Source organism: Streptomyces tropicalis (assembly GCF_029269835.1).
GTDB lineage: Bacteria > Actinomycetota > Actinomycetes > Streptomycetales > Streptomycetaceae > Streptomyces > Streptomyces tropicalis.
The window spans coordinates 777,691-795,524 of record NZ_JARJBB010000001.1 but is presented as its reverse complement, the minus strand read 5'-3'; the positions used below and the strand labels follow the sequence as shown (position 1 = coordinate 795,524).

Below are 17,834 nucleotides of genomic sequence, written 5' to 3'. Positions count from 1 at the left end.
GTTGCCGTCGTGAGAGTGATCGTCGTGGGAGCGGGCGTGGTAGGCACCATGCACGCGTGGCAGGCCGTGGCGCGCGGCCACGAGGTGGTGCAGATCGAGCGCGAGGCCGAGGCCCGCGGCGCCTCGCTGCGCAACTTCGGGCAGATCTGGGTGAGCGGCCGCGCGGGCGGGGAGGAGCTGGACACCGCACTGCGGGCGCGGGAGCTGTGGGAGGAGATCGGCGCCCGCGTCCCGGCGCTCGGCTTCCGTGCCAACGGCTCCCTCACCCCGGTCCGCGGAGCCCTGGAGCTCGCCGTCGCCGAGGCGGCGGCGGCCCGCGAGGACGCCGCCGCCCGCGGGCACGAGCTGCTCACCCCCGCCGAGGCGCGCGCCCTCAACCCCGCCCTGCGGGGCGCCTTCGACGCGGCCCTGTACTGCGAGCGCGACGCGGCCGTGGAACCCCGCACCGCCCAGCTCGCCCTGCGCGCCGAGCTGCTCGCCTCCCCGCGCTACACCTTCCTGCCCGGCCGCGAGGTCCGCGACGTCGTCGGCGCGGGAGCCGTGCGCGACGACCACGGCGAGCTGCACACGGGCGACGCGGTGGTGCTGTGCACGGGTGCCTGGCTCGGCGGCCTGGTGCGGGAACTGGCCGGGCCCGGCCTGCCCGTGCGCCGGGTGCGGCTGCAGATGATGCAGACCGACCCGCTCGGCGAGCCGCTGCCGACCTCGGTCGCCGACGCGGACAGCTTCCGCTACTACCCCGCGTACGCCTCCGCGGCGCTCGACGAGCTGAACGCCCGCCGGCCGCAGCCGGAGACCGCCGCCGAGCACCGCATGCAGCTGCTCATGGTGCAGCGTGCCGACGGCGGGCTGACCATCGGCGACACCCACGCGTACGAGCACCCCTTCGCCTTCGACACCGTCGAGGACCCCTACGAGCACCTCACCTCGGTCGTGGAGTCCCTGCTGGGCCGCCCGCTGCCGAGGATCCGGCGCCGCTGGGCCGGGGTGTACGCCCAGTGCACCGACCCCGGCCGGGTGGTGCACCGGCAGCAGGTCCGCGACCGCGCGTGGCTGGTGACCGGGCCCGGCGGACGCGGCATGACGTGCTCGCCCGCCGTCGCCGAGCAGACCGCTGACGAACTGGGCTGGTGAGAGAGATGACGTCCGAGAACCGGCAGACCGCAGCACGCGGCACCGACACCGACGCCGACACCGGGGGCGCCGCCGGCATCAGGCTGGTCGTCCTGGACATGGCCGGCACCACCGTCGCCGACGGCGGCCTGGTCGAACTCGCCTTCGACGCGGCCGCGCGCGAGCTGGGCGTCGAGCCCGGCTCCGCCGACCACGCCGGGAAGCTCGCCCATGTCCGCGCCACCATGGGCGAGTCCAAGATCTCCGTCTTCCGGCACCTCTTCGGGGACGAGACATGCGCCCGGCGCGCGAACGACGTCTTCGAGCGGGCCTACGGCGCACTCGTCGCGGACGGCCGTATCGCCCCCGTCCCCGGCGCCCGCGAGACCATCGAGCGGCTGCGCGCGGACGGCCTCGGCGTCGTCCTGACGACCGGCTTCGCCCGCGTCACCCAGGACGCGATCCTCGACGCGCTCGGCTGGCGCGACCTCGTGCCGCTGACGCTCTGCCCGGCGGACGCGGGCGGGCGCGGGCGCCCCTTCCCGGACATGGTGCTGGAGGCGTTCCTGCGGACCGGGGCCGCCGACGACGTGCGCCGGGTCGCCGTCGTGGGCGACACCTCCTACGACGTGCTCAGCGGCCTGCGGGCCGGGGCGGGCCTGGTGGCGGGCGTGCGCACCGGGGCCCACGGGGACGCCGAGTTCCGGGCGGCCGGTGCCACGCACGTCCTCGACTCGGTCGCCGCGCTGCCCGCCCTGCTCGCCGGGGACCGCTGAGGGCGTCCGCCCGGGGACGGACATCCGCTCCGGCTCCGTCACGGCCGTCCGCGACCGGCCCACCCCACCCGGCGGGGAGGCACCCCCACCCGGCGGGGAGGCGCCCCCACCCGGCGGGGAGGCACCGAGACCGGGGGTGCTCCGGGGTGCGGGACGGCCGGGAGCCCTTTCCGGCCACGGCACTAGGCTGGGCTCCCGCAGGCCCGCGTACGGCAGGAGATCGCGCACATGGCAGACCGCAAGCCCGTCGAGTCGTGGCTCACCGACATGGACGGCGTCCTGATCCACGAAGGCGTGCCGATCCCCGGGGCCGACGCCTTCCTGAAGAAGCTGCGTGAGACCGGCCGGCCGTTCCTGGTCCTCACCAACAACTCCATCTACACCCAGCGCGACCTGCACGCCCGGCTGCGGCGGATGGGCCTGGACGTGCCGGTGCAGAACATCTGGACCTCGGCCCTGGCCACCGCGCAGTTCCTGGACGACCAGCGGCCCGGCGGCAGCGCCTACGTCATCGGCGAGGCCGGGCTGACCACCGCGCTGCACGACGTCGGCTACATCCTCACCGACCACGACCCCGACTTCGTGATCCTCGGCGAGACCCGGACCTACTCCTTCGAGGCCATGACGAAGGCGGTGCGCCTCATCAACGACGGGGCCCGCTTCATCGCCACCAACCCCGACAACGTCGGCCCCTCGGCGGAGGGCGCCCTGCCCGCGACCGGCTCGGTGGCGGCCCTGATCACCGCGGCCACCGGCAAGAAGCCGTACTTCGTCGGCAAGCCCAACCCGCTGATGATGCGGGCCGGGCTGAACGCGCTCGGCGCGCACTCGGAGACCTCCGCCATGATCGGGGACCGGATGGACACCGACGTGCTGGCGGGCCTGGAGGCCGGGATGCGGACCGTCCTGGTGCTGACCGGCGTGACCCGGCCCGCGGACGTCGACCGGTACCCGTTCCGGCCGTCCGAGACCGTCGACTCCATCGCCGACCTGGTCGACCGGATCTGACCCGGCCACTCAAACCTTTTTCACCCGCACGGAGCAGCGACTCCGGTGCTGCGGGTGCGGGCCGGGCCCCCGGGGCGTGTGCTGGTGCACGGAGGTCTCACGATGGGTTCACTTCGCCTCACGCTCTGCACAGGGGTCCTCGCGGCCACCGCCCTCGCCCCGGCCGCCGCCACCGGGGTCCGGTCCGCACCCCCGCCGTCCCCGCCCCCGGGCACCGCCGTCCGGCCCGCCGCCGCGCAGGCGGCCGCGCATTCCCCGTTCGCCCGGATCCCGGCGGGGCCGGCCGCCGCTCCGGCCGCCCCCGCCGGGCCCGTCGCCCCGGTGTTCGCCCCCGTCGCCGGTGCCGCGCACGTCACCTCGGCCGTGCCCGGCGCGGCCCACGCGGTGACCGGGCTGCTCCTCGCCGGGGCCGCCGCTGTCGCCGTCGCCTTCCTGCCCCGGGCGCTCGGCTCGGCGCGCTCCGACGGGACCCGCCCGGAGGGTGCGGACCGTACGGAGCGGCCGGACCGGGAGCGGCCCTGAGGCCGGAGTCCGGGCAAGCGAAAGGCCCCTCGCGTGTGCGAGGGGCCTTTCGGTGCGTGCGCCGCCAGGGACTCGAACCCCGGACCCGCTGATTAAGAGTCAGCTGCTCTAACCAACTGAGCTAGCGGCGCCTGCTGACGACGTTAACTCTACATGACGGGCACAGGTGATCCCGACCGCCGGTGGGCGGACCGGGATGCGGAGGCGGCGGGCCGGGCGCCCCGGCCCTCCCCGGGGGGTGCCGGGTACATCATTCGGACCGTCAACATGCGCGCCCGCGCGACCGTTGTGAGACTGATCAACGTGCACCGATCAGGACATAGCCATATCAAATGTGAGGTACCTCGCATGGGGCCTCCGGTGTTCGAGGACACCGACCCCGGAAGCGACTGCGACTGCCCCGGCTGCGTCCACGGCCGGGGCGCCCGGCCGCACCTCCCGGCCCGGCCCGCCGCCCCCCGCGCGTTCGTCGTGGCGGCCGTCACCGCCGCGGCCCTCGGTGCGGCGGGCCAGGCGGCCGCGGCCGACGCGCCCTCCCCGCCGCCCCGGGACCCGGCCGGCGACGACGCCGCGACCCCCCAGGGCCAGGTGGGTCCGCTGTTCGGCTCGGACGGCACCGACGGCCGTACCGAGTCCGGTGACGCCCTCCCCACGACGAACCGTGCGCAGATCATCGAGCGGGCCCTCCGCTGGGTCGACGCGAAGGTGCCGTACCGCACGTCCGCGTACTGGTCGGACGGGTACCGCCAGGACTGCTCCGGCTTCGTCTCGATGGCCTGGCGCCTGCCCGGCAACGAGTGGACCGGCAGCCTCGGCCGGTACGGCGTCAGGATCACCAAGGCGCAGCTCCAGCCCGGCGACATGCTGCTCTTCCACAATGCGGCCAACCCGCAGAAGGGCTCGCACGTGGTGCTCTTCGGCGGCTGGACCGACCGCACCCGCACCGCCTACGTGGCCTACGAGCAGACGCCGCCGCACGCCCGGCGCAAGGTCACCCCGTACGCCTACTGGGTCAACTCCAGCCATTACGTCCCCTATCGCTACAAGGGTCTCGTCGCGCGCACGGCCGGGGCGCCTGTCACGGAAGCGGCGTACCCGGGGGCGCGCTCCTTCGGGCCCGGTGCCGACAACGCGTCCGTGACCCGGCTCGGCCGGATGCTCGTCGGCCGGGGCGCCCGCACCTCCTACGCCGAGGGGCCGGGACCGCGCTGGTCCGATGCGGACCGCCGGGCCACCGCGGCGTTCCAGCGCGCGCAGGGCTGGACCGGGGTGGACGCCGACGGGCTGCCCGGCCCGGCGACCTGGCGGCTGCTGGTCACCGGCACGGGCCGGGACGTCCCGGCCGCGCCCGGCGGATCCGGTCCCCCCGCCTCCCACGGGGTGTCCGGCTACCCGGGCGGCGCGCCCTTCCGGCCCGGCGCCGACAGCCCCTACGTCACCCGGCTGGGCAGGCGGCTGGTGGAGAAGGGGTACGGCCGGTTCTACACGACCGGCCCGGGACCGCACTGGTCGGAGGCGGACCGCAGGGCCGTGGCGGCCTTCCAGCGCGCCCAGGGCTGGCGCGGCGGTGCGGCCGACGGCCATCCGGGGCCGGAGACCTGGCGCCGCCTCTTCGCGTGACCCACCGTCCTGAACCGCCCGGCGCGGAGGCTGGAGGCAGGTATGAGCACGACGTCCACGTCCCACACACCCGAGCCCGGTGGTTGCGGGAAGCCGGGATGCACGGACGGCCAGGCGTCCCGCCCCGCCCGCCTCATCCACAACGAGGCGACCACCGAGATCCCCGTCCACCTGCTGTTCCGCGACGACCCCGACCCGGCGCCGCTGCCGCTGCGGCCCGCGGTCGTCGGACGCCGGCACGGCACCGGCGAGCAGCCGCGGCTGCGGCACGGCACCTCGCCGCCGGCCGCGACGCTCCCGGAGCCGGAGGCCGGACCGGCGGAGCGTCCGGCGCGGGTGCTGCCCGGCACGGTGGGCGTCCTCGCCGGGGCGACCGGTGCAGCGGGCTGCGTGATCACTTCCTGGTGGGCGGGGGCGCTGCCGCCGCTCGCCGCGGAGGCGCTGCGGCTTCCGCCCGGTGCGGGCGCCGGGATCGGGCTGCCGCAGTGGGCCGCCTACGCGGGGGCCGGCGCGCTCGGCGTGCTCGGCTTCGGCGGCCTGGCCCGGGGGCGGACCGGACGCGCCTGGGTGCTCGACCTGTTCGGGCGCTACCGGGGCACCGTCCGGCGCACCGGCCTGATGTGGGTGAACCCGCTGGTGCGGCGCCGCCGGGTGGACGTGCGGCTGCGGCACTGGCGCAGCGACCCCATGCCGGGCGCCGACGGGAGCGGGGTGGCGGTGCGGGCGGTGGTGCTCGCGGTGTGGCGGGTGCGGGACACCGCGCGGGCCGTGTTCGGCATCGACGACCACGAGGCGTACCTGCGGGCGTGCGTGGAGGCCGCACTCGCCCGGGTGGCGGTGGAGCCGCCGGGGGGCGGCGGGCGTGGCTCGGTGGAGGCCGTGGGGGAGGCGCTGACCCGGATGGTGGCGCGGGATGCGGCGCCGGTCGGGCTGGAGGTGCTCTCGGTGCGACCGGCGCTCGTCGAGTACGCGCCCGAGGTGGCGGCGGCGATGCACCGGCGCAGCATCGCCGCGCTGGACGCCCGCCACCGGGCCAGCGTGCTGACCTCCGTCGTGGACTCGGTGGAGGACACGGTGACCCGGCTGACCGTGCGCGGCCTGGTCGAACTGGACGACTACGAACGCAAGGTCCTGGTGCGGGATTTGACGGTCGCGTTCTGCGCGGGGCGCCGCGAATCCGCCCCGTGAACGGTATGGACACGTTCACCGCACGACCATAATCTGAGATTTGGTCTAGACCTGCACGGCTCACCGAACCCCCCACGTTCTCCAGGAGCGGCAGCATGCGCACCAAGGCCACGTTGTACGCCGCCGTGCTCGGCCTCACGACCGCCGGAGCCCTCGTGCTCTCCACCGGCGGCGCCACCGGCCACGGCTACACCGACCTCCCCGTCAGCCGGCAGAGGCTCTGCGCCAACGGCACCGTGCCGAACTGCGGCGACATCCAGTGGGAGCCGCAGAGCGTCGAGGGACCCAAGGGCTTCCCGGCCTCCGGCCCCGCCGACGGACGGATCTGTTCCGCGGGCAACACCCGCTTCGCCCGGCTCGACGCCCCGCGCACCCCCTCGGGCGGCGCCTGGCCGGTCACCCGGGTCACCGGCGGCCAGAGCTACACCTTCCGCTGGCAGTTCACGGCCATGCACGCCACGACCGACTTCACCTACTACGTCACCCGGCAGGGCTGGGACCAGGACCACGCTCTGACCCGTGCCGACCTCACCCCCACGCCGTTCCTGACGGTGCCCTACGGAGGGCGGCGCCCGCCCGCCACGCTCAGCCACAGCGGCGTCCTGCCGACCGGGCTCACCGGCCACCACGTCATCCTCGCGGTCTGGACGGTCGCCGACACCGGGAACGCCTTCTACGCCTGCTCCGACGTCACCTTCTGACCCCCGCGGTTCGTGCGCCGAGCTCTGAGCTTTCCTTGAGGCGCCGGCCGGGCCCCGCCGGGTAGCTTCCTGCCACGGCGGCCGGGGGGCCGGCGCACCGACCTCGGGGGATCTTCATGGATGTGGTGTTCTACGCCCTGCCGTCCGTCATCGCGGCCGCGGCCCTGTACGCCGCCTACCGCGCGGTGCGCCGCTGGGCGCGGCTGCGGCGCGTGTGGGCCGACGGCCTGACGGCCGAGGGCCGCTGCCTGCGGGTGTACACCACCGCCCGCGGCGGCGGCCACCACAGCTCCGTCAGCACCGTGCTGCGCCACGTGTACGAGTTCACCTCACGGGACGGAGTGCGGGTGCGGTTCGAGGAGGAGGGCGGCCCGGGGACCGTGCTGGAGGGGGACACCGTCACCGTCCACTACGCCGAGGGCCGGGAGGACGTCGTCGCCACGGCGCAGCGGCCCAGGCTCGTGCACAGCGCGCTTCTCACGCTGTTCACCCTCGCCGTCCTCGGCACGGTCGTCGCGTTCTGCGTCGCCTTCATGGCGACCTACTCCGTCGTCTTCACCGGCGGGGACTCGCCGGGCTTCTAGGGCGTCCCCCACGCCGCCGCCGCGACGACGAAGGAGCCCCCTCGCTCGCGCGAGGGGGCTCCTTCGGTGGTGCGCCGCCAGGGACTCGAACCCCGGACCCGCTGATTAAGAGTCAGCTGCTCTAACCAACTGAGCTAGCGGCGCATGACTCCCGCCGTCCGCTCACGCGGCCGGCGACGAAGAAAATAATACCCGGTCCCCGGGAGTGCTCCCGACCACCCCCGCGGCCGCGGCGCGGAGGGCCCGAGGACGTCCGCGGGGCGGGCCCCGGGGCCCAGGGCCTTTCTTTCGGATCAGGTCGGCTTCCGCCGGCGGCGCCTTGCCATGGGGTCGTGCCAGACCCCGCGTCCCCCGGCAAGATCCGAAAGAGAGGCCCTAAAGCGTCAGGGAGAGCAGTACCGGTGCCGCGCTGCGGTTCAGCTCGTCGGCGGCCCTCCGCAGCCGGTGGGCGTGCTCGACGGGGAGCGACAGCGCCAGGCAGCCCACCGCGGAGCCCGCGGTGATCGGCACGGCCGCGCAGACCGTGCCGATCGCGTACTCCTGCAGGTCGAGCACCGGCACCGTGGCCGGCTGTGCCTCCAGGCGGGCCAGCAGCAGCCTGTCGCTGGTCATGGTGCGCGAGGTCAGCCGGGCCGGCCGGTGCCGGGCGAGGTGGTCGCGGCGGCCGTCGTGGTCGAGCTGGGTCAGCAGGCTCTTGCCCACCGCGGTGGCGTGGGCCGACTGCCGGAAGTCCACCCACTCGTTGACCGCCGGGGTGGCCGGACCGTCCGCGTACTGGGTGACCTCCACCTCGCCGTCCACGTACCGGCTGATGTAGACCGCCGCGCCCACCGAGTCGCGCAGCCGGTCCAGGTTCCGCTGGAGCTGCCCGCGCAGGGCCTCGGCCCGCCCGTGGGCCGAGGCGAGGCGGGTCAGGGCGTCCCCGGTGACGTAGGCGCCGTCGGCGGCCTGCTCCACGTACGCCTCCCGGCGCAGCATCCGCAGCAGTGCGCCGAGCCGCTCGGGGCCGAGGCCCGTGGAGCGGGACAGCAGGCCGGTGGTCGCCCCGCCCGGTCGCTGCGCCACGGTCTCCAGGACGCGCAGGGCGTCCTGCACCGAGTGGTGCGGGGCGGTCGGCTCGTGCATCAGCGCCACGGTTTCCCCCTGCGCTCGCTTCCTGGGCCGTGATCCGATCGGCGAATCACTCCCACGATAACGGGCAAACGCCCTGAGCGGAGCGGGTGTTGGCGAGAATGTGCCCCCGTGGCCCGCGCTGCCGGACCCCTGGCACATGCCAGGGTCACGACCCGGCGCGCGGACCTCGGCCGATGTCCGGGGCGCCGCCCGGACTCAGAGCACGGCGCTGAGGAATTCCCGCGTCCGCTCCTGTTCCGGGTCGCCGAACAGCTTCTCCGGAGGGCCCGACTCGATGACCCGGCCCGCGTCGAACATCAGCACCTGGTCGGATATGTCACGGGCGAAGTTCATCTCGTGGGTCACGCAGAGCATCGTGATGTCGGTGCTGCGGGCGATGTCGCGCAGCAGGTCGAGCACGCCCGCGACCAGCTCCGGGTCGAGCGCGGAGGTCACCTCGTCCAGGAGCAGCACCCGCGGCCGCATCGCCAGCGCCCGGGCGATGGCGACGCGCTGCTGCTGCCCGCCGGACAGCTGCGTCGGGCGGGCGTCGCACTTGTCGGCCAGGCCCACCAGGTCCAGCAGCTCGCGGGCCCGGACCTCCGCCTCGTCCCGGGACAGGCCGAGGACGGTGACGGGCGCCTCGGTGATGTTGCGCAGCACGGTCATGTTCGGGAACAGGTTGAACTGCTGGAAGACCATCCCGATCTTCTTCCGCGCCTCGCGGCGCTCCTTCTCCGACGCCGGGAAGAGCTGCTCCCCGTCGACGGTGATCGTGCCCTCGTCGGGCTTCGTGAGCGTCATCAGCAGCCGCAGGATCGTCGTCTTGCCGGAGCCGGACGGGCCGATCAGCGTGACGTGCTTGCCGGGGTCCACGGTGAAGTCGAGCCGGTCCAGCACGGTGGTGCCGCCGAAGCGCTTGGTGACCTGGTCGAGGCGGATCAGCTCCCGGCCGCCCGCGGGGGCGGCGCCGGCCGGGTTCGGAAGTGCGGTGTCAGCGGGCAAGACGACGCTCCAGGGCTCGCAGGAGGAGGGAGGCGGGGTAGGCGACGAGGATGAAGGCGATGCCGACGGCCACGATCGGCTCGTTCATGTGGAAGGTCCGCGAACCGTACTGGCGGGCCTGGCCGAGCATCTCCAGCACGCCGATGGTCATCAGCATCGGCGAGTCCTTGAGCATCGCGATGACGTAGTTGCCCAGGGCGGGCGCGACGCGGCGCAGCGCCTGGGGGAGGACCACCGCGGTCCAGGTGCGCGAGCGGGGCAGGCTGAGCGCGGTCGCCGCCTCCCACTGGCCCACCGGCACGCCGTCGATGCCGGCGCGGTACACCTCCGCGGTGTACGTCGAGTAGTGCAGCCCCAGGCCGATCACGCCCGTGGCCATCGCCGACAGGGTCAGGCCCCACTCCGGCAGGACGTAGAAGAAGAAGAACAGCTGCACCAGCAGCGGGGTGTTGCGGATGAACTCCGTGACCGCGGTGACCGGCCAGCGCACGGCACGCAGCGGCGAGCGCTGGGCGAGCGCCCAGACCAGGCCGAGGGCGAACGCGATCAGCGTGCCCAGGACCAGGGCCTGCAGCGTCACCAGCAGGCCGTGCCCGAAGGCGGGCAGGAAGTCGTCCAGCGTGGACCAGTTCCAGTTCACGACGCACCTCCGGGGGCCGACGCGCTCGGGGCGGCGTCACGCCGCCGGTCCGGGCCGGACTGCGCGGCCGCCGCGGGCTCCGGGGACGGACCCCGCCCGACGCCGGCCTTGGCCCGGCGCTCCACCAGGCGCATGGCGCGGGTGAGGAGGAAGGCGAGCACGAAGTACATGACGAGGACCACGGAGTAGACGGGCGCGCTCCGGCCGGTGGCGTTGCGCACCAGCTGGGCCCCGAAGGTGATGTCGCCGACGCCGAGCACCGACACCAGGGCGGTCCCCTTCAGCAGCTCGATCAGCAGGTTGTTGAAGGGCGGGACCATCTCGGGCCAGGCCTGCGGCAGCACGATCTTCCGCAGCCGCTGGGCCGGGGTGAAGCCGAGCGCCACGCCCGCCTCCCGCTGCCCCTGGGGCACCGCCGCCACCGCGCCCCGGACGACTTCGGAGCCGTAGGCGCCGTAGGTGCAGCCGAGGGTGAGCACCGCGGCCCACATCGGCACGAGCTGCCAGCCCAGGGTGAGCGGCACCACGAAGAACACCCAGATCATCAGCACCAGCGCCGAGGTGCCGCGGAAGAGCTCGAAGTAGGCGCCGGAGACGATGCGCACGATCCGCAGCCGGTGGGTGCGGGCCAGGCCCACGGCGAAGGCGACGGCCGCGCCGAGCGCGGCACTGAACACGGTCAACTGGACGGTGACCCACACCCCGTGGAGCAGGATCCCCCAGAGTCCCGGACTGATCTCGCTCATGACCGGCACTTCTCCTCGGCCGTGAGCTTCGTCATCTGCTGCTCGGTGAAACCGAACGGCCGCATGACCTGGAGCAGTTCGCCGCTGCGCTTCATCTTGTGCAGCTCCCGGTTGAAGGCGTCGCGCAGGTTGCGCTCGGGCCTGCGGAAGGCGAAGCCGCCGGCGTCGACCACCGGTTTGCCGTCCACCAGCGGTGTGACCTCGCCGGTCGCCTCCGCCTTGGTGCTGCGGGTCTGCCGCACCACGTTGCGGACCGTGACGGCGGTGCCCGCGAAGACGTCCACCCGGCCCTGTTCGACGGCGAGGAGACCGGCCAGCTGGTCGGGCAGGGTGTCGATGTGCTTCACCCCGGCGGCCTTGGCGTAGTCGATCTCCGCGTAGCCGATCCCGGTCGCCAGGCGGGCCCCGGCCCGGGCGACGTCGGCGTAGGTGTGCAGCTTCTTCGGGTTGCCCCGGGCCACGATGAAGGCGTCCTTCATCTGGTACTCCGGGTCGGCGAAGATGACCTGGCCGCAGCGCTCCGGGGTGATGTACATGCCGGCGGCGACCACGTCGAACTGGAGCGAGTTCAGGCCGAAGATGAGCGAGCCGAACTCCGTCGGGAAGGGCTCGACGCGCTCGACGCCGAGTCTGCGGAAGATGCGGGCGGCGATCGCGGGCGCGGACCCCGTGACCTCGCCGTCCTTGCCTATGTAGCCGTAGGGCTGCTCGCCCGCGATGCCGAGGCGCACGGTGCCCCTGGCCCGCAACTGCCCGAGCAGGTCACCGCCGTCCCCGGTGTCCGCGGCGGCCACCCGGCTGCATCCGCTGCTCGCGCCGATCGCGCCGGCCGTGGCCAGGGCGGCGGCGCCGGTGAGCAGGGCGCGGCGGCCAAGCCCGGGGCCGGCGGGGCGTCTTGCGCCGTCGTGATGTGACTGGACTGGAACCATGGGCGCGTCGCTACCCCGGCCCGTCGCGGGTATTCCGAACGGTTTCCGTCTCCCCACGGTTCCTTCACGGGGTACGCCCGAGCCCGCTGTCCGGGTGCCCGCGGGCGGCACCCGCATGCCCGCGGGCACACCCGTCCCGCCCGGGCGTCGCGCGGGTCTCCGGGCGGCACCCCTCGGCCAACCCGGTCACAACGGGGGCGGCGGCCCGCCGACGGGGTACCCGAGCCAGGGGGCCACCGCGCCGCCGCCCCACGCGGCCCGCACCGGCCCGTACCGCCGCCACGACAGCAGGAAGGCTGGACATGACCGCACTCGGAGTCCTCTACCCGGGCCACCTGGCCGAGGACGACTACCCCCGCATCGAGCAGCTCCTCGGCAGCGACATCCGGGTGGACCTCGTCCACACCCCGGCCGAGGACCCGCGCCGCGCGAGCGCCTCCCGCGGGGCGGGCGGCGCGCCGGGACCGGCCGCGGGCGTCGAGGGGCTGCGGCTGTCCGGCGCGGAGGCGGTGGTGTCGGCCTGCTCCGGCGGCGGCTTCGCCGACGGCTGGGACGGCGCCCACGAACGCGTCCGGTCGCTGGCCCGCGCGGCCGGCATGCCGGCCTCCGCGACCGCCTTCGCCTTCGTCCACGCGGCCGGTGAGGTCGGCGCGCGCCGGGTCGCGGTCGCCACCACAGGCGGCGCGGACACCGGCTCCCTCGTCGCGGACTTCCTGCGGGCCGCGGGGCTGGAGGTCGTCGCCGCCCACGGCGCCGGGCCCCTCGCACCCGAGGAGACGGCCGCCTGGGGCGAGACGGAGATCCTCGCCCTGGCGCGGGAGGCCGACACCGCCGGCGCCGACGCGGTCCTCCTCACCGACACCGCCCTGCACACCGCCTCCCACCTCACCGCGCTGGAGAAGGACCTCGGCAAGCCCGTGCTCACCGCGCACCAGGTCACCGTGTGGGAGGGGCTGCGCCTGACCGACCGCCGGGTGAACGCCCCCGCCCTCGGCGCGCTCTTCACCCGGGAGCCGATCGTGCAGGCCTGACACCCCCCGGCGGACCCGCACGGGGAACACGCGGGGACCGTCTCCTGTTGTCTCCGGGCAGGACAACGCACGGCCACGAACAGGAGGCACCCCCCGTGTCGGCAGACGAGATCCGCGGCGAGGCCCACGGCACCGCACCCGTACCCCTCTCCGTCCTGGACCTGGTCACCGTGGGGGCGGGCCGCACGGCCACCGACGCCCTGCGCACCTCGGTCGCCCTCTCCCGCCTCGCCGAAACCCGCGGCTTCCACCGCTACTGGGTCGCCGAGCACCACTCCATGCCCGGCGTCGCCTCCTCGTCCCCGGCCGTGATCCTCGCCCACCTCGCGGCCCACACCTCCCGCATCCGGCTCGGCTCGGGCGGGGTCATGCTGCCCAACCACGCCCCCCTGGTGATCGCCGAGCAGTTCGGCACCCTGGAGGCCATGGCCCCCGGCCGCGTCGACCTCGGCCTCGGCCGCGCCCCCGGCACCGACGGCGCCACGGCGGCCGCCCTGCGCCGCACCGACCGGCTGAACGAGGGCGCCGACGACTTCCCGCAGCAGCTCGCCGAACTGACCCGCTTCCTCGACGACGACTTCCCCGACGGCCACCCCTACGCCCGGATCCACGCCGTGCCCGGCCCCGTCCAGGCGACCTCCCCCGGCGGCGTCCAGTCGGCGCACCGCCCGCCGATATGGCTGCTCGGCTCCTCCGGCTTCAGCGCCCGGCTGGCCGGCGCGCTCGGGCTGCCCTTCGCCTTCGCCCACCACTTCTCCGCGCACAACACCGTCCCGGCGCTCGACCTCTACCGCGAGTCCTTCCGGCCGGGCGAGGTCCTCGACGCCCCCTACGCCCTGATCGGCGTCGCCGCCCTCGCCACCGACGAGGAGAAGGAGGCCCGCCGCCAGGTGCGGGCCGCCGCGCTCAACATGGTCCGGCTGCGCACCGGCCGCCCCGGCCTCGTCCCCACCCCGGAGGAGGCGGAGGCGTACGACTTCAGCCCCATGGAGGAGGAGTTCGTCTCCTCCTGGACGGCCAACGTGGTGCACGGCACCGCCGACGAGGTACGCGCCGGGCTCGACGACCTCCACAAGCGCACCGGCGCCGACGAGCTGATGATCACCGGCAACGCCCACAGCGGCGAGCTGCGCCTGCGCTCCTACGAGCTGCTCGCCGACGCCTACGGCCTCCCGGTGGCCGGACCGGCCTAGGTTCTGTCTGGAGTTCGGATCACGATTCGGTGGATCGTCTGCGCGCCGAGGCCCGGTCTTGATAGATCGTCAGTCATGGCGCGAGACGATCTCACCGACGAGCACTGGGCCCTGATCGAGCCCCATCTCCCGATCGCCGCGGTCGGACCCATCCCCGACCTGCGGAAACACTTCAACGCGGTGATGTGGCGCTTCCGCACCGGCAGCCCCTGGCGCGACCTGCCGAACGAGTTCGGGCCCTGGCAAAGCACTTACGACCGCTTCCGGATCTGGGTGGGGCAGGGCGCCTTCCAGCACCTGATGGAGGCGTTGATCGCCGAGGCAGCCGCGCGCGGTGAGACCGACATGGGCCTGGTCAGCGTGGACTCCGCCACGTCTCGGGCCCACCACCACGCCGCCGGGATGATCCTCGACGCGAAGCAGTTGGCGGCCCTGGAGGCGGCCGTCGAGTCCGAAAAGGGGGCACCCCGAAGGAACAAGAGCCGCGAGAGGGGCAATCCGACGCCGACGGCCGCACTGAACGGCGCCGGACCCGCCGACGGCACCGCGCCCGCTTGAAGGCTGCTGAGCTGGGGCGCTCCCGGGGCGGGTTGACCAGCAAAATCCACCTGGCGGCCGACCGGCGCTGCCGCCCACTGGCGTTCGTCCTCACGCCCGGACAGGCCGGCGACAGCCCGCAGCTCGTCCCGGTCCTGGAGCGGATCAAGGTGCGCGGGCCGGTCGGACGCCCGAAGACCCGGCCGGACGCGGTGGCCGCCGACAAGGCGTACTCCTCCCGCCGCAACCGCCGCTACCTGCGAGGACGAGGGATCCGCGGGGTGGTCCCGGAGAAGGTCGACCAGGCCGCCAACCGCAAGAAGCGCGGCTCGCATGGCGGCCGCCCCGTCAGCCACGACGCGGGCTTGTACACCGAACGCAACACCGTGGAGCGGTGCATCAACCGCCTGCGGAACTGGCGCGGCGTAGCGACCCGCTTCGACAAGACCCCGCAGAGCTACGAGGCCGGACTCCACCTGTGCGGTGCGATGCTCTGGCTCCGCAGCATCGCACCGCACTCATGATCAAACTCCAGACAGGACCTAGTGCTGCGACCCGGAAGGTCACCGGCTCGCGGCGTCCGGCACGGCACCTCGCTGCGTCGTCGCCTCACCCGGGTACATCCCGTACGCGGGCGACGCTCCGCCCTGCGATGCTCCCCCGCAGCCTGAACGGCGTGGGAGGTGCCCCCGGCACCGGACGCCGCGAGCATCCCGGCACACCCTTCCGGCCACAGCACTAGCCGGGGTGCACCCGGGACGGGCCGCCCGGCCCGCCCGGGGTCCGGGACTCAGGGGCGGCGGCAGGCGGTGCCGCCCAGCAGGTCGGAGATACGATCCGCCGTCACCGGGCGGGAGTACAGCCAGCCCTGCCCGGTGTCGCAGCCGATGCGGCGCAGCCGGCTGGCCTGGTCGGAGGTCTCCACGCACTCCGCGGTCACCGTCAGCCCCAGCCGGTGGGCCAGCTGGATCATCGCCTCGACGACGACCTCGTCGGCCGGGTTGGCGTGCTCGGCGGCGCCGTCCCGCTCCTCGTACTGGAAGCCCCGCACGAAGGACCCGTCCAGCTTCAGCACCGACACCGGCAGGCGGCTGAGGTAGGACAGGTTCGAGTAGCCGGTGCCGAAGTCGTCGATGGCGATGCCCACGCCCATGTCGTTCAGCGCCTGCAGTGCCTGGATCGGGCGGCCGCCGGAGCCCATCACGGCCGACTCGGTCAGCTCCAGCTGCAGCAGGCGCGGCTCCAGGCCCGTCTCCGCGAGCACCTCCGCCACGTCGGAGACCAGGTCGGAGTCCCAGACCTGGCGGACCGCCACGTTGACGCTGACGAAGATCGGCGGCTCGCCCGGGTGGTCCAGCTGCCAGCGGCGGGCCTGGCGGCAGGCGGTGGCCAGGATCCACCGCCCGAGCGGCACGATCGACCCGTCCTCCTCCGCCAGTTGGATGAACCGATTCGGCGTCAGCACCCCGAACTGCGGGTGCCGCCAGCGGACGAGGGCCTCCACCCCGCGCAGCCGCCCGTCCCCCATGCCCACCAGCGGCTGGTACTCCAGCGTGAACTCGCCGCGGTCGATCGCCGCGCGGAGCGTGGAGACCAGGGCCTGGCGGGTCATGCGGTGCGCGTTGCGCTCCGGATCGAACAGGGTCCAGCGGGCCCTGCCGTCCGCCTTCGCCCAGTAGAGCGTCGTGTCCGCGGCCTGCATCAGCGCGGTCGCCGTGGTGCCGGCCGCGTGCCGCTCGACCACGCCGATCGACGCCGACACCGACAGGCGCCGCCCGGAGATCTCGAACGGGCTCTGCAGCGCCGTCAGCACCGACTCGGCGAGCGCCGCGAGATGCTCGGTGCCGGTGGAGTCCTCCACCAGCAGCGCGAACTCGTCCCCGCCGAGGCGGGCGGCCAGGGGCGCGCTCGTCCGGCCGTGGCCCGCCGCGTCGGCGCAGGCGTTCAGCCGCTCGGCCACCGCGGCGAGCAGCCGGTCCCCGACGTGGTGGCCGAGGGTGTCGTTGATCGCCTTGAAGCCGTCCAGGTCCAGGTAGCACAGGCCGATCCGGCCGGTCCCGCCCTGCTCTCCGGCCCCGGCCTCCAGCGCGGCCGACAGGCGTTCGAAGAAGAGGGTGCGGTTGGGCAGCCGGGTCACCGGGTCGTGCATCCGCAAGTGCCGGAGCCGGGCCTGCAGTTCCCGCCGGGCGCTGACGTCGGCGACGGACAGCAGCAGGGTGCCGGACGCCGGCGGTGCCAGGGGCACGAGGGTGACCTGGACCCACAGCCCGTGGCCGTCGGGGTGCTTGAGGCGCCGGGTGCAGCGCAGCCGGGACCGGCTGCCGTGCAGCACCTCGTGGTAGGCGTGCCAGGTGCGGGCGTCGGACACCAGGTCGACCAGGTCGGCGGCGGGCTGCCCGGCGAGTTCGGCGGGGACCGCCCCGACGAGCAGGCCGAAGGAGTCGTTCGCGCTGACGACCAGGCCCTCGCGGTCCACGACGGCCATCGCCAGGGGCGCCGCGGCGAAGGCGGCCCGGACGGGTTCCGGACCGGCTGCCTCCGGCGGACCGGACGCCGTCCCGGCCGTGTCCGCCGGCCCGCCCGCAGCCGAGGCGGTGTCCTCCGGCCCGGCCGGGGGCTCCGGGGGCGCCGGAGAAGTGGGGGGCGGTTCCGCCAAGCCGGTGACGGCGGCGCCCGCCGGACGGATCGCGGCGGCGACGCGGACGGCGGCGCCGGCCGGCGGCTCACCGGGGACGGACCCGGCCGGCCCGGCACCCGGAGGACCCGAGATGTCACTCCCGGTGACGGTCGGCCGGATGAGGTCTGCCGCGGGCGTCGGCCCTTCGGACGTTCCGCTCACTGCTCGCTCCCGCAGTGCACTCGGTGTTCGTATCGGTCTCGTCGGGTTGGCCGACCGGGTGACGATCGACCGCTCGGCCCGTGTCCGCGCAGGAAAGTGCCACCAAAGTGTGCCGATCATAGAGGCTTGCGCGCGACCCCTTCCAGCCACTTCCCGGCCTCCCTCGGCGACCCGCCCCGGTGGCAGATCGTTTCTGCCCACACCTGGCCGGGTTCTTGAGCCGGTCGACCACTTGTGACGTTCCGTGAGTGGTCCGGGGGTGTCGCTTCTCCACGCCGGGGTGGCGAGG

16 protein-coding genes, 2 tRNA genes and 1 pseudogene are annotated in these 17,834 nt (G+C 74.5%); 11 read left to right on the top strand and 8 right to left on the bottom strand.

Annotation, left to right across the window (positions count from 1 at the left end):
- Window positions 1-9 precede the first annotated feature (9 nt).
- The 4 genes from P3H78_RS03470 to P3H78_RS03455 all read left to right on the top strand — a co-directional run bounded on the left by P3H78_RS03470 (window position 10) and on the right by P3H78_RS03455 (window position 3,419).
- Window positions 10-1,134: a TIGR03364 family FAD-dependent oxidoreductase gene (locus P3H78_RS03470; RefSeq protein WP_276107216.1), complete on the top strand. Its 1,125-nt coding sequence runs from the start codon at window positions 10-12 to the stop codon at window positions 1,132-1,134.
- A gap of 5 nt (window positions 1,135-1,139) precedes the next feature.
- Entirely contained in the window at window positions 1,140-1,889 is a 750-nt protein-coding gene (locus P3H78_RS03465) for a phosphonatase-like hydrolase (RefSeq protein ID WP_276107215.1), read from the top strand.
- 228 nt (window positions 1,890-2,117) lie between these two features.
- A complete protein-coding gene (locus tag P3H78_RS03460; RefSeq protein ID WP_276107214.1) occupies window positions 2,118-2,897 on the top strand; it encodes an HAD-IIA family hydrolase in 780 nt (259 codons plus the stop codon).
- Between the two features lie 102 nt (window positions 2,898-2,999).
- Entirely contained in the window at window positions 3,000-3,419 is a 420-nt protein-coding gene (locus P3H78_RS03455) for a hypothetical protein (protein ID WP_276107213.1), read from the top strand.
- 57 nt (window positions 3,420-3,476) lie between these two features.
- Here the strand turns inward: P3H78_RS03455 and P3H78_RS03450 are convergent.
- Window positions 3,477-3,550 (bottom strand) — tRNA-Lys (locus P3H78_RS03450).
- A gap of 217 nt (window positions 3,551-3,767) precedes the next feature.
- Between P3H78_RS03450 and P3H78_RS03445 the strand changes: the two genes are divergently transcribed.
- The 4 genes from P3H78_RS03445 to P3H78_RS03430 all read left to right on the top strand — a co-directional run bounded on the left by P3H78_RS03445 (window position 3,768) and on the right by P3H78_RS03430 (window position 7,512).
- Window positions 3,768-5,039: a peptidoglycan-binding protein gene (locus P3H78_RS03445; protein ID WP_276107212.1), complete on the top strand. Its 1,272-nt coding sequence runs from the start codon at window positions 3,768-3,770 to the stop codon at window positions 5,037-5,039.
- Window positions 5,040-5,081: 42 nt separating this feature from the next.
- Window positions 5,082-6,227, top strand: a complete 1,146-nt coding sequence (locus P3H78_RS03440; protein ID WP_276107211.1) for an SPFH domain-containing protein — start codon at window positions 5,082-5,084, stop codon at window positions 6,225-6,227.
- A gap of 95 nt (window positions 6,228-6,322) precedes the next feature.
- Entirely contained in the window at window positions 6,323-6,928 is a 606-nt protein-coding gene (locus P3H78_RS03435; protein WP_276107210.1) for a lytic polysaccharide monooxygenase auxiliary activity family 9 protein, read from the top strand.
- 116 nt (window positions 6,929-7,044) lie between these two features.
- Entirely contained in the window at window positions 7,045-7,512 is a 468-nt protein-coding gene (locus P3H78_RS03430) for a hypothetical protein (RefSeq protein WP_276107209.1), read from the top strand.
- A 67-nt stretch (window positions 7,513-7,579) separates the two neighbouring features.
- Here the strand turns inward: P3H78_RS03430 and P3H78_RS03425 are convergent.
- From P3H78_RS03425 to ehuB, 6 genes are all read right to left on the bottom strand, one after another.
- Window positions 7,580-7,656, bottom strand: a tRNA-Lys gene (locus tag P3H78_RS03425).
- Between the two features lie 231 nt (window positions 7,657-7,887).
- Complete coding sequence (locus tag P3H78_RS03420; protein WP_276107208.1) at window positions 7,888-8,646, bottom strand: IclR family transcriptional regulator; 759 nt, start codon at window positions 8,644-8,646, stop codon at window positions 7,888-7,890.
- A 195-nt stretch (window positions 8,647-8,841) separates the two neighbouring features.
- A complete protein-coding gene (ehuA, locus tag P3H78_RS03415; protein ID WP_276107207.1) occupies window positions 8,842-9,630 on the bottom strand; it encodes an ectoine/hydroxyectoine ABC transporter ATP-binding protein EhuA in 789 nt (262 codons plus the stop codon).
- On the bottom strand, window positions 9,620-10,270 hold the full coding sequence (gene ehuD / locus P3H78_RS03410) for an ectoine/hydroxyectoine ABC transporter permease subunit EhuD (RefSeq protein WP_276107206.1): 651 nt from the start codon (window positions 10,268-10,270) through the stop codon (window positions 9,620-9,622). Before ehuD ends, ehuA begins: the two co-directional genes overlap by 11 nt.
- Window positions 10,267-11,016 carry an ectoine/hydroxyectoine ABC transporter permease subunit EhuC gene (gene ehuC, locus P3H78_RS03405; protein WP_276107205.1) on the bottom strand — a complete coding sequence of 250 codons (750 nt, stop codon included), beginning with the start codon at window positions 11,014-11,016 and terminating at the stop codon, window positions 10,267-10,269. The genes ehuD and ehuC overlap by 4 nt, the downstream gene beginning before the upstream one ends.
- Window positions 11,013-11,945 carry an ectoine/hydroxyectoine ABC transporter substrate-binding protein EhuB gene (ehuB, locus tag P3H78_RS03400; protein WP_276107204.1) on the bottom strand — a complete coding sequence of 311 codons (933 nt, stop codon included), beginning with the start codon at window positions 11,943-11,945 and terminating at the stop codon, window positions 11,013-11,015. Before ehuB ends, ehuC begins: the two co-directional genes overlap by 4 nt.
- 302 nt (window positions 11,946-12,247) lie before the next feature.
- Between ehuB and P3H78_RS03395 the strand changes: the two genes are divergently transcribed.
- The 3 genes and pseudogenes from P3H78_RS03395 to P3H78_RS03385 all read left to right on the top strand — a co-directional run bounded on the left by P3H78_RS03395 (window position 12,248) and on the right by P3H78_RS03385 (window position 15,230).
- Window positions 12,248-12,976: a maleate cis-trans isomerase family protein gene (locus tag P3H78_RS03395; protein WP_276107203.1), complete on the top strand. Its 729-nt coding sequence runs from the start codon at window positions 12,248-12,250 to the stop codon at window positions 12,974-12,976.
- Between the two features lie 95 nt (window positions 12,977-13,071).
- The gene (locus P3H78_RS03390) at window positions 13,072-14,169 is read left to right on the top strand and encodes an LLM class flavin-dependent oxidoreductase (RefSeq protein ID WP_276107202.1); all 1,098 of its coding nucleotides are present in this window, start codon (window positions 13,072-13,074) and stop codon (window positions 14,167-14,169) included.
- 75 nt (window positions 14,170-14,244) lie between these two features.
- Window positions 14,245-15,230, top strand: a pseudogene (locus tag P3H78_RS03385) (IS5 family transposase).
- Window positions 15,231-15,496: 266 nt separating this feature from the next.
- Here P3H78_RS03385 and P3H78_RS03380 read toward each other — a convergent pair.
- Complete coding sequence (locus tag P3H78_RS03380; RefSeq protein ID WP_276107201.1) at window positions 15,497-17,545, bottom strand: putative bifunctional diguanylate cyclase/phosphodiesterase; 2,049 nt, start codon at window positions 17,543-17,545, stop codon at window positions 15,497-15,499.
- Between the last annotated feature and the right edge of the window lie 289 nt (window positions 17,546-17,834).

What these genes read in the sequence shown, in the direction of transcription:
- P3H78_RS03465 (WP_276107215.1), top strand. Translation starts at nt 1,140, where the DNA reads ATGACGTCCGAGAACCGGCAGACCGCAGCACGCGGCACCGACACCGAC.
- P3H78_RS03460 (WP_276107214.1), top strand. Translation starts at nt 2,118, where the DNA reads ATGGCAGACCGCAAGCCCGTCGAGTCGTGGCTCACCGACATGGACGGC.
- P3H78_RS03455 (WP_276107213.1), top strand. Translation starts at nt 3,000, where the DNA reads ATGGGTTCACTTCGCCTCACGCTCTGCACAGGGGTCCTCGCGGCCACC.
- P3H78_RS03445 (WP_276107212.1), top strand. Translation starts at nt 3,768, where the DNA reads ATGGGGCCTCCGGTGTTCGAGGACACCGACCCCGGAAGCGACTGCGAC.
- P3H78_RS03440 (WP_276107211.1), top strand. Translation starts at nt 5,082, where the DNA reads ATGAGCACGACGTCCACGTCCCACACACCCGAGCCCGGTGGTTGCGGG.
- P3H78_RS03435 (WP_276107210.1), top strand. Translation starts at nt 6,323, where the DNA reads ATGCGCACCAAGGCCACGTTGTACGCCGCCGTGCTCGGCCTCACGACC.
- P3H78_RS03430 (WP_276107209.1), top strand. Translation starts at nt 7,045, where the DNA reads ATGGATGTGGTGTTCTACGCCCTGCCGTCCGTCATCGCGGCCGCGGCC.
- ehuC (WP_276107205.1), bottom strand. Translation starts at nt 11,016, where the DNA reads ATGAGCGAGATCAGTCCGGGACTCTGGGGGATCCTGCTCCACGGGGTG.
- ehuB (WP_276107204.1), bottom strand. Translation starts at nt 11,945, where the DNA reads ATGGTTCCAGTCCAGTCACATCACGACGGCGCAAGACGCCCCGCCGGC.
- P3H78_RS03395 (WP_276107203.1), top strand. Translation starts at nt 12,248, where the DNA reads ATGACCGCACTCGGAGTCCTCTACCCGGGCCACCTGGCCGAGGACGAC.